This window comes from Pseudoxanthomonas sp. 97-1-1 (genome assembly GCF_057773125.1).
Map to the genome: position 1 here is coordinate 758,714 of NZ_JBYMTJ010000002.1, position 13,978 is coordinate 772,691.

Sequence of the window (13,978 nt, forward strand, 5' to 3'; positions counted from 1 at the left end):
GGGATTCCTTGGCGTTACTGCGGGCTGCGGGGTGCGGGGGCACCGGCAGCGACGTTGCGTTGGACCAGCGATTCGAGGGCGGCACGGCTGCTGGGCAGGTCGGCGGCGTGCGCCACGTCCTGGCCCAGGAATTCGACGATCTCGGGCCAGCGTTCCAGCGCTTCATCCACGGTGGGATCGTTGCCGCGCTGGTAGGCGCCGATGGCGATCAGGTCGCGGTTGCTGGTGTAGGCCGACAGCAGGCGCTTGAGCTTGCGGATGCGGTCGCGCCAGGTTTCGTCGGCGATCTCGGTGACCACGCGGCTGACCGAGGATTCCACATCGATGGCCGGATACAGGCCGCTGTCGGCCACGCGGCGCGAGAGCAGGATGTGGCCGTCGAGGATGGCGCGCGCGGCATCGGCGATCGGATCCTGCGGATCGTCGCCTTCGGTCAGCACGGTATAGAACGCGGTGATGGAACCACGCCCCTTCGCACCATTGCCGGCACGTTCCACCAAGGCGGGCAGTCGCGCGAACACCGACGGCGGATAACCGCGCGTGGTGGGGGGCTCGCCGACCGACAGGCCGATCTCGCGCTGGGCCTGCGCGAAGCGGGTCAGCGAGTCCATCAGCAGCAATACGTTGAGGCCCTGGTCGCGGAACCACTCGGCGATGGCGGTGGCACGATACGCACCTTGCAGGCGGGCCAGCGGCGGCCGGTCGGCGGGACTGGCCACCACCACCGCACGTGCCAGGCCCACCGGGCCGAGCGTGCTTTCGACGAAGTCGCGCACTTCGCGGCCACGTTCGCCGATCAGGCCGACGACGATCACGTCGGCGGCGGTATAGCGGGTCATCATCCCCAACAGTGTGGATTTGCCCACGCCGGAACCGGCGAACAGGCCCACGCGCTGGCCACGGCCGATGGGCAGCAGCGCGTTGATCGCGCGCACGCCGACATCGAGGGGTTGGGTGATCGGTTCGCGCGACAGCGGGTTGATCGCCATGCCTGCGAGGCTGACGCTGCCTTCGGCACGGATCGGGCCACGGCCGTCCAGCGGAACGCCATCGCTGTCGATCACGCGCCCCAGCAGCCCTTCGCCCACCTCGACGCCGCCGCGCCGCCGCGAGGGCACCACGCGTGCGTTCGGCAGCAGGCCGTGCAGTTCGGCGCTGGGCATCAGGTAGGTGCGTTCGCCCGAGAAGCCGACGACTTCGGCATCCACCCAGCCGCCGTCGACCACTTCGACCTTGCAGGTGGCGCCCATCGGCGCTTCGCAGCCGATGGCTTCCAGGGTGAGGCCGACGGCACGGCGCAGGATGCCTTCGCGGATCAGGCCGCGGCCACCGAGCTCGGGATTGATCTGCGACAGGCGCGCGGACAGGCGCAGGTCGCGGGCGGTCAGCCATTCCAGCGGTTGGGCGCTCATGCGCGTGTGCTCCGGTTGAGCACGGTTTCCAGCGCGCCGCGCAGGCGGGCCTCCAGCGTCCCGTCGATGCGTACGCTTTCGGCATGCACGCGCAGGTCGCCGCGGCTGAGCGAGGTGTCCGCCGTCAGTCGGGTACCCGGAGCCATCGCCAGTACCGGGGTCAGGGCCGCGATGTCGTCGGGATGCAGCCGCAGTTCCACTTCGCGCTGCGCGCCGCCGACGGCATCCAGTGCGCTGGTGGCCAATTCCTGCAGCAGGACCGGGTCGGTCTGGTAGGCGCGGCCCACCAGGGCGCCGGCAATGCGGACGGAGAGTTCGGACAGCGCAGCGACGACTTCGTTCTCGAGCCGGTCCAGCGGGCGCGAGAAGTTGTCGAGGATGCCTTCCATCTGTGCGGCCAACCGGCGGACTTCGGTCTGGCCGGTCGCGAAGCCTTCGGCATGGCCTTCGGCCAGCCCGCGTTCGAGCCCTTCGCGGTACGCGGCATCCTGGATGGCCTGGATCTCTTCGATCGTCGGCGGTACCAGCGGCGGGGCTTCCTGCTCGGGGGCGGGTGCCGCGACGACGACATCGAGCGGCGCGGGCATCCAGCGCAGCGGCGACGGCGTGCTCATACCATTTCCTCGGCACCGGCCATCAGCGAGATCACGCCCTGGTCAGCCAGGCGGCGCACGATGGCGAGGATTTCCTTCTGCGCGCCTTCCACATCGGACAGGCGCACCGGGCCGCGGGCTTCCATGTCTTCGACCAGGATCTGCGCGGCGCGCTGGGACATGTTGCGGGTGATCTTTTCCTTCACCTTGGCGTCGGCGCCGCGCAGCGCCAGGCCCAGGCGGTCGTTCGGGACTTCGCGCAGCAGCGCCTGCAGTTCGCGATCGCCCAGCTCGGCCAGGTTGTCGAACACGAACATCAGGTCCTGGATGCGTGCGCCTAGCTCGGCGTCGACCTGGGTGATGTTGCCGAGGATGGCCTGGTCCTGGCCGGAGTCCATGAAGTTGAGGATGTTCGCCGCGACCTTCACGCCACCGATGCTGGAGGCCTTGAGGTTCTGGTTGCCGGCGAACTGGCGCTCCATGATCTCGTTCAATTCGTTCAGTGCGTTCGGCGGGATGCCGTCCAGCGTGGCGATGCGCAGCAGCACGTCGGTGCGGGTACGCTCGGGCAGCAGCTTGAGGGTGTCGGCGGCCTGGTCGCTGTCCAGGTGGGCCAGCACGATGGCGATGATCTGCGGGTGTTCGTTGCGCACCAGGTCGGAGATCGCGCGCGGGTCCATCCACTTCAGCGTGTCCAGGCCGGTGGTGTTGCGGCCCAGCAGGATGCGGTCGATCAGGCTGCCGGCCTTGTCTTCGCCGAGTGCCTGCACCAGCACCTTGCGCACGTAGTCGTCGGCGCCCATGCCCAGCGAGGTCTGCTTGTCCAGCGATTCGCCGAACGTGGCCATGACCTGCATCACCTGCTCGCGGCTGACGCCGGAGATGGTGGCCATGGCGATGCCGAGCTTCTGCACCTCCTTGGCGTTCATGTGCTTGAGCACTTCGGCGGCATCTTCCTCGCCGAGGGAGAGCAGCAGCACGGCTGCGCGCTGCACGCCGTTGAGTGCCGGTTCCTGTACGTTATTCATCGCTGGCCACCCAGTCCTTCACTACCTGCGCCACCTGCTTGGAATCGGTCTTCACCGCCTCGCGCGCCTGGCGCAGGCGGTCTTCGTAGGCGTCGGAGGGCAGGGCGCGCATCGGGGGCAGCGCGTCGTGCGACAGCGTGGCCACGGCGCCGGCCTGCATGTCGTCATCGTCCATCACGGTGACGTCGATGCCGTCGTCCTCGTCCTCCACCTTCCGCCGGGCGGCGGGGTGGATGATCTGGCGCATGGCCGGACGCAGCACGCCGAACAGCAGCGCGATCACCACCAGCGCGCCCAGGCCGTAGCGGGCGATGTCGCGCAGCATGGGGTTGTGCAGCCACGGGCTTTCCCAGAACGGCACGTCCTGCGGTGCCTCGGTTTCGCGCACGAACGGTGCGTTCATCACCGACACCGAATCGCCGCGCGCCGCGTCGAAGCCCACGGCTTCCTTCACCAGCGCTTCGATGCGGGTCAGCGTGGCGGCGTCCAGTGCGGTCATCACCACCTTGCCGTTCTCGCCGGTACGCGGCACGTGGTCGACCAGCACGGCGGCGGTGACGCGGCGCACCCGGCCGGCCGGCTGGCGCGTGTGCTGCAGCGTGCGGTCCATTTCGAAGTTGCGGGTGGCGCTGCTGCTGGTCTCGACCGGCGCGGCAGGATTGGGTGCGGCGGCCGCGTTGGGGCCGGGCGGCGTGTTGCTGGTGGCGCCGGGCACGCCCTCCGGGCCGGTGCCGGCGACGGAGTTCTGGCTGACCTGCTCGCTGCGGATCTTGGCCGGATCATTGGCGAAGGTCTCGCGCGCCTCCTCGGTGACCGAGAAGTCCATGTCCACCGCGACTTCGGCGTTGACGCGGCCGGCGCCGGTGAGCGGCTCCAGCAGTTCGCGGATGCGGTCGTTGAACGAGGTCTCCAGCTTGCGCACGCGTTCGAACTGGGCGGCGTTGAGCGCGGCCTCGCTGTTCGGGTCGCTGATGGTGAGCATGCGGCCGCTCTGGTCGACCACGGTGACGCGTTCGGGGGCGAGGTCGGGGATGGACGACGACACCAGGTGCACGATGGCATCCACCTGGTTGCGTTCCAGCAGGGCGCCCGAGCGCAGGTCCAGCACCACCGACGCGCTGGCCACTTGGCGCTGGCGGGTGAAGGCGCTGGGCTTGGGAATGGCGAGATGCACGCGAGCGTCGCGGACCGGGCGCAGGGTGGTGATGGTGCGGACCAGTTCGGTTTCCAGTGCGTGCTGGTAGCGTGCGTTCTCGACGAACTGGCTGACGCCGAAGCCGGGATCGCGCTCCATCATCTCGAAGCCGAGGCGACCGCTTTCGGCCAGGCCGGCGCCGGCCAGCTTCAGGCGGGCGTCGTGCAGGTTTTCTTCCGGCACGGAGATGGCGCCGGTGCCCTGGTCCAGCTGGAACGGGATCTGCGCCGCGCGCAGCATGTCGGTGGCTTCGGCGGTGGCCTTTGCGTCCAGGCCGGTATACAGCGGTGTGTAGGCGGGTTTCTGCGACCAGAAGAACACCATCATGCCCACGGCGACAGCACCGGCGATCAGCAGCAGCGTACCCATCTGCTTGAACACGCGCGCGTCCTGGATCCTGGTCAGCGCCGCGCCTGCCTTGTCGGCGGTCAGCGATTCCTTCAGGGCTTCCTTGGAAAGGGTCAGGGCCATGGTGGTGCGGTTCCTGCGCGGTCGGCTCGGTGGAGTGGGGCGGTCAGCGGTCGGGCATTGCGGCGGCAGTCTTTACAACGTCGGGACCTACAAAGGCATGTTCATGACGTCCTGGTACGCCTGCACCAGGCGGTTGCGGACTTCCACCGTGGCGCGGAAGGCCACCTGCGACTGCTGCGCGGCCACCATCACCCGTGCCAGGTCCGCGCGCGGGTCGCCCAGTTCGAAGGCCTGCGCGAGTGCGCCGGACGTCTTCTGCGCTTCGTTCACGCCTTGCAGCGCGTTCTGCAGCGTGTCGCCGAAACTCGGCGCCTTGACGCCCGGTTGCTCGAGCCCCACCCGGTTCGGGGTGAACGCACCCGGGTTCGGCATCGGCTCGAGGGCACGCGTACCGACCTGGTGCTGGTAACTGCGGATCTGCGAGAGGATGGAGGAGACGTCGGACATGGGCGGGTGCTTCGGTCGTCGGGGTGTCTTGTCAGATCAGTTGCAAGACCCGTGCCGAAAACGCCGTCCGTCGCCAGTCAGTTTTCCGTCGCCAGGGCGACCTCTTCGCGCTCGATGCCGTACTTGCGCAGCTTCTCCACCAGCGTGGTGCGGCGCAGGCCCAGCAGTTGCGCGGCGTGCGCGACCACGCCACCGGCGCGGTCCAGTGCATCGCGGATCAGGTTCAGCTCGATCTGCGCGATGTGTTCGCGCAGGTCGATGCCGGATTCGGGCAGGCGGTCGGCCGGCGACACGGCGGCGGCCACGACGGCGGTCGGCAGCGGGGCCGGTGCAGCGGCCACCGGTGCAGGGGCCGGCGCCTGGGCGGCCAGCGCCTCCACGCCTTCCGGCTGGTAGCGCTTGGGCAGGTCGGCCACGCGCACCAGTCCGCCCGGATGCAGCACCGCCAGCCGTTCGACCAGGTTGGTCAGCTCGCGCACGTTGCCCGGCCACGCGTACAGGCGCAGCGCCTGCAGCGTCTCGTTGGCGAAGCGCACTTCCCCGCGGCCGGTGCGTGCCAGCTGCGCGGCGATGGTGGTGACCAGGTCGGGCAGGTCGTCGGCGCGCTCGCGCAGCGCCGGCATCTCGATGGGGAACACATTGAGGCGGTAGAACAGGTCTTCGCGGAAGTGGCCGTCGGCGATGCGCGCTTCCAGGTTGCGATGGGTCGCGGCGATCACGCGCACATTGCAGCGGATGGTCTGGTTGCCGCCCACGCGTTCGAAGCTGCGCTCCTGCAGCACGCGCAGCAGCTTGACCTGCATCGGCAGGCTCATGTCGCCGATCTCGTCCAGCAGCAGCGTGCCGCCCTCGGCCATCTCGAAACGGCCCTTGCGGGCGCTGAGCGCGCCGGTGAAGGCGCCCTTCTCGTGGCCGAACAGTTCGCTTTCCAGCAGGTCCGGCGGAATGGCGCCGCAGTTGATGGCGACGAACGGCCCGTCGCGGCGCGGCGACTGGTCGTGGATGGCACGCGCCACCACTTCCTTGCCGGTGCCGGATTCGCCCAGCACCAGCACGGTGGTGTCGAAGCTGGCGACCTGTTCGATCATGCGGCGCAGGCGCGTGACGGCGGGGCTGTTGCCGGTCGGCCCGCTGGTGCTGACCTGCTGCGCCTGGTGTTCGGTATCCAGCCGCTTCAGGCTGGCGCGGCGCAGGCAGGCTTCCAGCTGCGTGTGGCGGATGGGGCTTTCCAGCGTCCATACACCGGCGTGGTGCAGGCCGTGCGCGGCGGCGAAGGCGGCGGTGTCGCCTTCCATCAGCAGCACCGGCGGCGGCAGTTGCGCCTTGCCCAGCCAGGCGAAGAACGCGTCGGCGGCCTTGCCATCGTCGAGGGTGCCGACGACGATCGCCAGCCAGTCGTGCGGGCGTTGGCGGCGCACATCCACGTCACCGGCGCTGGCGACCCAGCGGGGTGTCAGGTCCATGAATTCGAGCAGGCCGGCCAGGCGTTCGGCACGCGTGGCGTCGGCGTCGATGACGAGGATGCGGGATTCACTCATGGCGGCTGTCTTTGAACCTTTCGAGGATGGGCAAGACTTCCTGGATGTAGGAAAGCTTGCTGACGAATTCGTCGGCACCGGCGCGCATCGCATGTTCGCGGTGCTCGGCGTCGTCGAAATGGCTGGCGATCACGATGAAGGGCGGTGCGTCCTGCGTCTTGATGAGGCGGGTAGCCTGCAGGCCCCCCATCTCCGGCATGGCCAGGTCCATCAGCACCACGTCCGGACGCAGGGTCTCCGAGCGTTCGATGGCTTCCAGGCCGTTGCTGGCGCGGCCCACGATGTCCAGCCACTCCACCTTGCGCAGGTGGCGCAGGGCGGCGTTGATGAAACCTTCGTGATCGTCCACCAGCAATACGGTGATCTTGCTCATTGCGGTCGTGCTCCGTTCTTATCCGGCCTTGGCCAAGACCGGTACGGTAGCGCGTCGGCGTTCCCGGGCGGGAGCGATATCGAGTTGTTCCCGGTACTTCGCCACAGTTCTGCGGGCAATGTGGATGCCCTGGCGGGCCAGCAGGCCGGCGATGGCTTCGTCGGCCAGCGGCTTGCCGGCCGGTTCGGAATCGATCAGGCGGCGCACCATGGCGCGCACGGCCGGGCCGGACACGTTGGCGCCTTCCAGGCGCACCGCGAAGAAGTGCTTGAGCTCGAACGTGCCGCGCGGCGTCTGCATGTACTTGCCGGTGGTGATGCGCGAGACGGTGGATTCGTGCATGCCGATGGCATCGGCGATTTCCTTCAGCGTCAGCGGGGCCATCGCTTCATCGCCCTGGGCCAGGAAACCGGCCTGGCGCTCGACGATGGCGCGTGCCGTCCGCAGCAGGGTGTCGTAACGGATCGAAAGGCCACGGGTCAGCCAACGCGCTTCCTGCAGCAGCTCGCGCAGCTTGCCGGCGCCTTCGGAGGCTTCGGCCTGGTCCAGTGCGCGCTCCTGCATCGGATTGACCCGCACGCGCGGCGTGGTCGCCGGGTTCAGGGCCACGCGCCAGGCGCAGTCGGCATGCCAGGCGACCACGTCCGGGACGATGTAGCCGGTCGGTGCCGGCGCCAGCGACGCGCCGGGGCGGGCATCCAGCGACAGCACCAGGCGTACGCCTTCCATCACCTGATCGAGTTCCAGGTCCAGCAGGCGGGCGAGGGCGTCGTATTCGTGTGCGGCCAGCAGCGCCAGGCCTTCGGCGACGATGCGGCGGGCGACGTGGCGGCCGGGCACGCGGCCCTGCAGGCAGTCCAGCTGCACCTGCAGGCATTCGCGCACGTCGGCGGCGGCCAGGCCGGGAAATTCCCCGCGCAGCAGGCGCTCGCGCAGCAGCAGCGCGGCGTCGGTGGTCAGGTCGAAGCGGGCCGAGGCCAGCAGCGCCAGGGTGTCGGGCGCCTGCTCCAGGTAGCCGGCGTCGTTGGTGTGCTCAAGCCAGAAGGCGACCACGTCCAGTGCGCGGCCATCCAGTTCCAGCGCCAGACGGTCGAGCACGCGCACGTGCGGGTCGCTGGATTCGCCGGCTTCGACACGCTGCATGCGATCGTCGTCGCCGTCCTGCCAGTTGGCGCCGGCCACGTCCCACAGGCTGGATTCGGGCAGTTCGTCGAACGCGGCGGCATCGAGGGCGGCGGCGTCCTGCGCCGGCAGCACGTCGATCTCGGCGACCGTCTCGGCATCCTGGGCTTCTTCGACTTCCAGCAGCGGATTGAGGTCCAGTGCGCGGCGCACTTCCATCTCCAGCTGCAGGCCGTCCAGTTGCAGCAGCCGGATCGACTGCAGCAGTTGCGGCGTCAGGTGGAGTTGCTGGCCGAGCTGGGTGGAAAGTCCCGTCTTCATTCCCGTTGTCCCCGATTCGATGGCGTGCCGAGGTCGGCTTCACATCGTGTGAACACTTTGGGCGCCCGGTGACGGAAAAAAAATCAGGGCGTTTCTGGTTGTGCTGCGGGCACGCCCCACTGGCCGTCAGGGTTTCCCCTACAGCGTCGGGTTATCGTCGATGGGAAGTGCCCGTCAGGGCGGTGCGGCAACGGGAATCCGTCGCCGGCGGGGGGCATCCACGCCGTACCTGCAAGGCTCAGGCCAGTTCGTTCTGGTGGCGTGCGGCCAGCAACAGCAGATCGTTGGCGCGACGGCAGCCCAGCGATTCCATCATCCGCGCACGGTGGGTTTCCACCGTCTTCACGCTGATGCCGAGTTGGGCCGCGATTTCCTTGCTGCTCATGCCGCTGCCCAACTGGCGCAGGATCTCGCGCTGCCGTGGCGACAGCGCGGCGATGCCGGTGGGACGCTGCGGGTTGAGCATCGGCGCCAGCATCTTCGAGGACACCTGCGGACTCAGGAACACCTGGCCGCTGGCGGCGGCGCGCAGGGCGAGTTCCAGTTCCATCGGCGCGGCTTCCTTCACCACGAAACCGGCGCAGCCGCGGTCCAGCGCCACGCGCACCTGGGTGGGATCGTTGTGCATGGACATGATCACCACGCGGGTCTGCGGCAGCGATTCGCGCAGCAGCGGAAGCAGGTCGAGCCCGCTGCGGTCGGGCAGGGAGAGGTCGAGCAGGATCAGGTCCGGGCGGTGGATCGCCGCCATGTCCAGCGCCTGTTGCGCGTTGCAGGCTTCGGCCACGACATCCACGTCGGGCAATGACTGCAGCAGCCGGCCGATGCCGGCGCGGACCAGGGTGTGGTCGTCGACGATGAGTACACGCACAGGGAAGAACCAGTCGATATCGCGTTGCTTAGTGATGTCACGATAGCCGCGCCGTCCCCGTGCGCCAATTCAGAATCGCGATGGGAAAGTGAAACCACGACATCAGTCACACTTGTGATGACCGTGTTCGCGTGAAAAGGGCGAATACCGCAATCGCGGCGTGTGATGCGTGCACATCGCGGATGCCGCAGTGGGCGCGGATGCGCGAAAAGCGGGCTACGGACGAGCCGCGTGCTGGGACTGGCGGGCTTCGGCGATCTGGCGGCGATGCAGGCGGAACAGGTGGCGGTCCATGGCCTCGGCAAGGCCGGCGCCCAGGGTGTCGAACTGCAGCCAGAGATGCTGCATGCCTTGCGAGCCTTCGGCCTGGGCCAGCAGCGTGGCGGGCAGTTCGATGTGGTCGCTCAACCAGGTGGCGGGCTGCACGGTCACCACGCCGGCGACGCCGACGGCCAGTTCCTGCGGCGACACGACATCCAGGCGCAGGCCTCGGTGCGACCAGCGCAACGGGGTGGCGGGCAGGGTTTCGTGCTGGCTGCGCGCCAGCCGGCCGAGCAGCGACAGCACCAGGTCCAGCTTGGCTTCGATGCGCTGCTGCGTGGGGGTGGCTTCCTTGCGGTCGTCCGGGTCTTCGCCGCGCACGTCCTCGGCGACCGCCAATCCTTTCAGCAAGGCCTCCGACGGGGCCTGCATCAGGACCCGTGCACCCGCGTCAAAGCGCGCAGGCAGCACCACCTCGCAGGTGAGCGCGCCATCGAACAGCGCGTGCTCGGCAGGGTGCTCCACGAGGATGATCGAAGCGGTCATGGCTCACCCCTCGACAACGGAAAGATAGGCGCGCGCGGCGCGGTCGGCGCTCTGGTTGACATGCATGCGGATACGCACCTGTTCGCGCGCATCCTGCATCGACTTCTGGAGTTCCAGTTGCGCACGCAGCAACACGGCCAGCGCGTCGTAGCCGGCCGAGCGGCCACCATCGGCATGCAGGAAGGCCCGCACGTCGTGGTCGTGACGGTTGAGCAGGCGCTCGACGTCCTCCAGTTCGCCCGCGTGCAAGGCATGGCGCATGCCGTCGAGCTGGGCGAAGAGGTCGTCGAGGGCCGGTGTGGCGTTCATCGCGCGGCAGCCATGGCCGGGGGCTGACGTTGCTCGGAGGGAATGGCGTTCCAGGCGGACTCGATCTCGCCCAGCAGGTCGAGCGATTCGCGCAGTGCGGCGGCATCGTTGTGCAGGTTGGCATCGATCAGGCGCGTCTGCACGTAGTCGTACAGCGCGGAGAGACTGCCTGCGATTTCGCCGCCCGCCTCATGGTCCAGCGAGCCATTGAGGTGCCCGATGATCGCGCACGCTTCGCCGATTGCCTTGCCCTTGCGTGCCAGGTCGCCACGTTCCATGCATGCGTCCGCCAGTCGCAGGCGTTCGCAGGCGCCCGACAGCAGCAGGGCCACCAGGCGGTGCGGATCGGCGTCCATGACGGCGCTGCTGAGGCCGGTGTTGCGGTACTGGGCGGCGTACGAATGCGATGACATTCCATTTTCTCCTGCGATCCCCGCGCGTCACCCGACGGCGGTTCGGATCGGCGGTTATCCGGTCTGGTTGGCGAGCGAGGCGAGTTGCTGGGCCAAATAGCTGCTGGTGCTGCTCATCTGGGCGACCATCGAATCCATCGCCACGAACTGGGCCTTGTAGCGGTTGCCGACGGCTTCCATGCGCGCATCCAGGGCCAGGCGCTGCGTGGCGACGTCCTTGATCTGGGCATTCAGGCCGCTGGTGCGCTGGGTGAAAGCCCCATTGGTGCCGATATAGCTGCCCACGGCCGCCTGCAGCTTGCCCGCGAAGCCGCTGTCGCCGGTGAAGGCGCTGCGGATCTTCTCCGGGTTGCTGACCAGGACGGCGGTGAACTTGCTGCTGTCGAACACCAGGGTGCCATCGGAAGACGGATAGCCCCGGGTCTGCAGGCCCAGCGTCTTGGCGTCCAGGCCCTGCGAGGCGAGGTCGCCCAGCACGCCGCTCAGCACGTTCCTCAATTGGCCCGAGGCACTGCGCATCTGCGCATCGCCGGTCAGGGCCGAAGGCTCGTCGCTTTCGGCGTTGTACTTGGTGGACGTGTTGATGGCGCCGATGGCCGCGTTGTACGCGGTCACGAAATCCTGGATCAGCTTGCTGGCGGCAGCGGTGTCGGTGGACACGGTGACGGTGCTGGTGCCCTTCGTCTTCACGTCCAGGGTCAGGCCGGGCACGGCGTCGGTGATCTTGTTGCCGCTGGCGGTGACGGTCAGGCCGTCGATCTTCACTTCGGCATCGGCGGCGGGGACGCGTTCCTGCAGGCTGGCGGCCAGGGCCTGCAAGTCGCTGCCGCCGGAGGTGAACGCGAGCGAGATGCCGTTGGCCGCGCCGGTCTTGTCGGACGACACGGACAGGTAGAGCCCGTCATTGGACGTCAACACGCTGGCCTGCACGCCCTTGCTGCGGGCAGCGTCGTTGATCGCGCTGCGGACATCCTGCAGCGTGCTGTCCGCGGCGATGTCGATGGCCAGCGCCTCGCCGCCGACCGTCAGCGTCAATTGGCCGGCGCCGAAGGTCGTGCCGGCCGTCACCGGCTGGTTGGTGATCCATTTGTTGGCGGTGGCCAGTTCGACCACTTCGACCGCGTACGTGCCGTTGGGCGTGCCGCTGCCCACCGTGGCGCCCACCACCGTGTCGGTGGCGGACTTGACGGTGCGGGTATCGAAGGCGGTGGCGGCCTTCAGCGCGGTCAGGGCCTTGTCCAGGTTGCTGAAGGCGGAACTGACCGTGCCCAGTGCGGACAGCTTGAACTTGGCCTGGCTTTCGATGCGGGTCAGGCGGTTCTCCGCAGGCGCGCGATCGGCCGCCACCAGCTGGGACACCATGCCGTTGATGTCCATCCCGGTGCCGATGCCGCCATAACCCAGCGAATAGTCTGCCATTGCCGTCTCCTGTCAGTGCCCTTCCGAAAAAGGGTGGCCGGGCGGGCCTGGCATCCGGTACCGGATGGGGCCCGCCCGTGCAGTTTCAGTAGCGGCCTGCCGCGGCCGTTCTTTAGCCCGCATCTCTCCGTCTCCCTCCGCCGCCGTGGGTCCGGCGACTGGTGAGAAATGCGGGCGCAGGAGCTGATGCAGGGTTTGTGCCACAAAGCGGTGATGCGTGATGGGGGATGGGTGATGCGGCAACTCAGAAGCCGGTGTTCCCCATCACCCATCACCCCCAAAAAAAATACCCCCTCCGTCGCCGGAGGGGGTTGGGGTACTGCCAAACGGAGGGAGACGAATCCGTCCGTGACGACAGGTAACTAGGAGGAACTGCGGATAAAGCGTGCTGCGTATCAGCGCAGCAGGGACAGCACGTTCTGCGGCACCTGGTTGGCCTGGGCCAGCATGGCCGTACCGGCCTGCTGCAGGATCTGGGTGCGGGTCAGTTCGGCGGTTTCCTTGGCGAAGTCGGTGTCGCGGATGCGGCTGCGCGAAGCGGCCAGGTTTTCCGAGCTGGTCTGCAGGTTGGCGACCACCGAGGTGAAGCGGTTCTGCACCGCACCCAGGTCGGCGCGCGCGCTGTTGACGGCGGTCAGCGCCTTGTCGACGATTTCCAGGGCCTGCTGCGCGCCCTTGAAGGTCGAGATGTCCAGGTTGCTGGCGTACTGCTTGGTCGTCGCGACGGTGCTGGCGGCCACGTCGGCCGGAGCGGTACCGCCGGTCCAGGTGCCGGTTTCCACGGCGATGCCCAGGAAGTCGCCATCCGAATCCACGCTGTCCTTGACCGAGGTCAGGTTGACGGCGCCGTTGGCACCCAGCTCGGCCAGCACGCCGGTCTCGCCGATCTTGGCATTGATCGCGCCGACCAGCGCGGTGGCGGCGGCGTCACGCGTGCCGGTCGCAGAACCCTGCGCGGCGACTTCGACGGTGTCGATGGTGACCGCGGTGCCGTCGGCGTTCGTCAGCTGCAGACCTTCGATCTTCAGGTCGGTGGTGCCGTTGGCCGGCGTCGCCGTGGTGAACGTGGCGGTGGCGAACATCGCGCCGCCCAGTGCATCGGCCTGCGCATCGACGACCTTGTCGATGGCGATGGCCTGCGACGCATTGGCGCCGACCTGAAACAGCTGGCTGGTGAACGAACCATCCAGCAGCTTGGTGCCGTTGAAATCGGCCTGCTTGGCGACGCGGTCGATTTCGGAGGTCAGCTGCTTGACTTCGGCATTCAGCGCGGCGCGGTCGGACGAGGAGTTGGTCGCGTTGGCCGACTGCACCGACAGCTCACGGATGCGCTGCAGGTTGTTGCCGATTTCGGTCAGCGAACCTTCGGCGACCTGGGCCAGCGAGATGCCGTCGTTGGCGTTGCGCACGGCAACGTCCAGGCCACGGATCTGGGTGCTGAAGCGTTCGGAGATGGCCAGGCCGGCGGCGTCGTCCTTGGCGCTGTTGATGCGCAGGCCGGACGAAAGACGCTGGATGGTGGTGGCCAGTGAAGCCCCGCTGCTGCTCAGATTGCGCTGCGCATTCAGCGAGATGGTGTTGGTGTTGATGACCTGTGCCATGGAAGTTTCCTCTAGGCGGGATTACGAAGGGGAGAAGCCCGGGCCGGAAAGGGTGGCG

The 13,978-nt window shown here is 68.2% G+C and carries 14 protein-coding genes; all 14 read right to left on the bottom strand.

The genetic code is table 11. The features are described 5' to 3' along the window. Positions 1 to 14: 14 nt before the first annotated feature. The 14 genes from fliI to AC3DET_RS10835 all read right to left on the bottom strand — a co-directional run bounded on the left by fliI (position 15) and on the right by AC3DET_RS10835 (position 13,920). Complete coding sequence (fliI, locus tag AC3DET_RS10770; protein ID WP_192202644.1) at positions 15 to 1,412, bottom strand: flagellar protein export ATPase FliI; 1,398 nt, start codon at positions 1,410 to 1,412, stop codon at positions 15 to 17. After that, a complete protein-coding gene (locus AC3DET_RS10775; protein ID WP_446539606.1) occupies positions 1,409 to 2,026 on the bottom strand; it encodes a FliH/SctL family protein in 618 nt (205 codons plus the stop codon). The genes fliI and AC3DET_RS10775 overlap by 4 nt, the downstream gene beginning before the upstream one ends. Continuing rightward, on the bottom strand, positions 2,023 to 3,033 hold the full coding sequence (gene fliG, locus AC3DET_RS10780) for a flagellar motor switch protein FliG (RefSeq protein ID WP_446539605.1): 1,011 nt from the start codon (positions 3,031 to 3,033) through the stop codon (positions 2,023 to 2,025). Before fliG ends, AC3DET_RS10775 begins: the two co-directional genes overlap by 4 nt. Then, the gene (gene fliF, locus AC3DET_RS10785) at positions 3,026 to 4,699 is read right to left on the bottom strand and encodes a flagellar basal-body MS-ring/collar protein FliF (protein WP_488391578.1); all 1,674 of its coding nucleotides are present in this window, start codon (positions 4,697 to 4,699) and stop codon (positions 3,026 to 3,028) included. The genes fliG and fliF overlap by 8 nt, the downstream gene beginning before the upstream one ends. An 87-nt stretch (positions 4,700 to 4,786) precedes the next feature. Next, positions 4,787 to 5,146: a flagellar hook-basal body complex protein FliE gene (gene fliE / locus AC3DET_RS10790; RefSeq protein WP_142124897.1), complete on the bottom strand. Its 360-nt coding sequence runs from the start codon at positions 5,144 to 5,146 to the stop codon at positions 4,787 to 4,789. Between the two features lie 77 nt (positions 5,147 to 5,223). Beyond that, positions 5,224 to 6,684, bottom strand: a complete 1,461-nt coding sequence (locus AC3DET_RS10795; RefSeq protein ID WP_488391579.1) for a sigma-54 dependent transcriptional regulator — start codon at positions 6,682 to 6,684, stop codon at positions 5,224 to 5,226. Then, positions 6,677 to 7,057 carry a response regulator gene (locus AC3DET_RS10800; RefSeq protein ID WP_142124895.1) on the bottom strand — a complete coding sequence of 127 codons (381 nt, stop codon included), beginning with the start codon at positions 7,055 to 7,057 and terminating at the stop codon, positions 6,677 to 6,679. The genes AC3DET_RS10795 and AC3DET_RS10800 overlap by 8 nt, the downstream gene beginning before the upstream one ends. 18 nt (positions 7,058 to 7,075) lie before the next feature. After that, positions 7,076 to 8,500, bottom strand: a complete 1,425-nt coding sequence (rpoN, locus tag AC3DET_RS10805) for an RNA polymerase factor sigma-54 (protein WP_192202639.1) — start codon at positions 8,498 to 8,500, stop codon at positions 7,076 to 7,078. Between the two features lie 238 nt (positions 8,501 to 8,738). Next, positions 8,739 to 9,371 (bottom strand): response regulator, encoded by a 633-nt coding sequence (locus tag AC3DET_RS10810; RefSeq protein ID WP_142124893.1) that lies wholly within the window; start codon positions 9,369 to 9,371, stop codon positions 8,739 to 8,741. 216 nt (positions 9,372 to 9,587) lie between these two features. Further along, positions 9,588 to 10,178 (bottom strand): PilZ domain-containing protein, encoded by a 591-nt coding sequence (locus AC3DET_RS10815; RefSeq protein ID WP_446539601.1) that lies wholly within the window; start codon positions 10,176 to 10,178, stop codon positions 9,588 to 9,590. A 3-nt stretch (positions 10,179 to 10,181) separates the two neighbouring features. Next, a complete protein-coding gene (locus AC3DET_RS10820) occupies positions 10,182 to 10,487 on the bottom strand; it encodes a hypothetical protein (protein WP_142124891.1) in 306 nt (101 codons plus the stop codon). Beyond that, positions 10,484 to 10,900 carry a flagellar export chaperone FliS gene (gene fliS, locus AC3DET_RS10825; RefSeq protein WP_142124890.1) on the bottom strand — a complete coding sequence of 139 codons (417 nt, stop codon included), beginning with the start codon at positions 10,898 to 10,900 and terminating at the stop codon, positions 10,484 to 10,486. The genes AC3DET_RS10820 and fliS overlap by 4 nt, the downstream gene beginning before the upstream one ends. Before the next feature lie 54 nt (positions 10,901 to 10,954). Next, on the bottom strand, positions 10,955 to 12,319 hold the full coding sequence (fliD, locus tag AC3DET_RS10830; protein ID WP_337732093.1) for a flagellar filament capping protein FliD: 1,365 nt from the start codon (positions 12,317 to 12,319) through the stop codon (positions 10,955 to 10,957). Positions 12,320 to 12,714: 395 nt separating this feature from the next. Then, on the bottom strand, positions 12,715 to 13,920 hold the full coding sequence (locus AC3DET_RS10835) for a flagellin (RefSeq protein WP_488391580.1): 1,206 nt from the start codon (positions 13,918 to 13,920) through the stop codon (positions 12,715 to 12,717). Positions 13,921 to 13,978: the final 58 nt, after the last annotated feature.

Coding starts and splice junctions, on each gene's coding strand:
- fliI (WP_192202644.1), bottom strand. CDS start 1,412: ATGAGCGCCCAACCGCTGGAATGGCTGACCGCCCGCGACCTGCGCCTG.
- AC3DET_RS10775 (WP_446539606.1), bottom strand. CDS start 2,026: ATGAGCACGCCGTCGCCGCTGCGCTGGATGCCCGCGCCGCTCGATGTC.
- fliG (WP_446539605.1), bottom strand. CDS start 3,033: ATGAATAACGTACAGGAACCGGCACTCAACGGCGTGCAGCGCGCAGCC.
- fliF (WP_488391578.1), bottom strand. CDS start 4,699: ATGGCCCTGACCCTTTCCAAGGAAGCCCTGAAGGAATCGCTGACCGCC.
- fliE (WP_142124897.1), bottom strand. CDS start 5,146: ATGTCCGACGTCTCCTCCATCCTCTCGCAGATCCGCAGTTACCAGCAC.
- AC3DET_RS10795 (WP_488391579.1), bottom strand. CDS start 6,684: ATGAGTGAATCCCGCATCCTCGTCATCGACGCCGACGCCACGCGTGCC.
- AC3DET_RS10800 (WP_142124895.1), bottom strand. CDS start 7,057: ATGAGCAAGATCACCGTATTGCTGGTGGACGATCACGAAGGTTTCATC.
- rpoN (WP_192202639.1), bottom strand. CDS start 8,500: ATGAAGACGGGACTTTCCACCCAGCTCGGCCAGCAACTCCACCTGACG.
- AC3DET_RS10815 (WP_446539601.1), bottom strand. CDS start 10,178: ATGACCGCTTCGATCATCCTCGTGGAGCACCCTGCCGAGCACGCGCTG.
- AC3DET_RS10820 (WP_142124891.1), bottom strand. CDS start 10,487: ATGAACGCCACACCGGCCCTCGACGACCTCTTCGCCCAGCTCGACGGC.
- fliS (WP_142124890.1), bottom strand. CDS start 10,900: ATGTCATCGCATTCGTACGCCGCCCAGTACCGCAACACCGGCCTCAGC.
- fliD (WP_337732093.1), bottom strand. CDS start 12,319: ATGGCAGACTATTCGCTGGGTTATGGCGGCATCGGCACCGGGATGGAC.
- AC3DET_RS10835 (WP_488391580.1), bottom strand. CDS start 13,920: ATGGCACAGGTCATCAACACCAACACCATCTCGCTGAATGCGCAGCGC.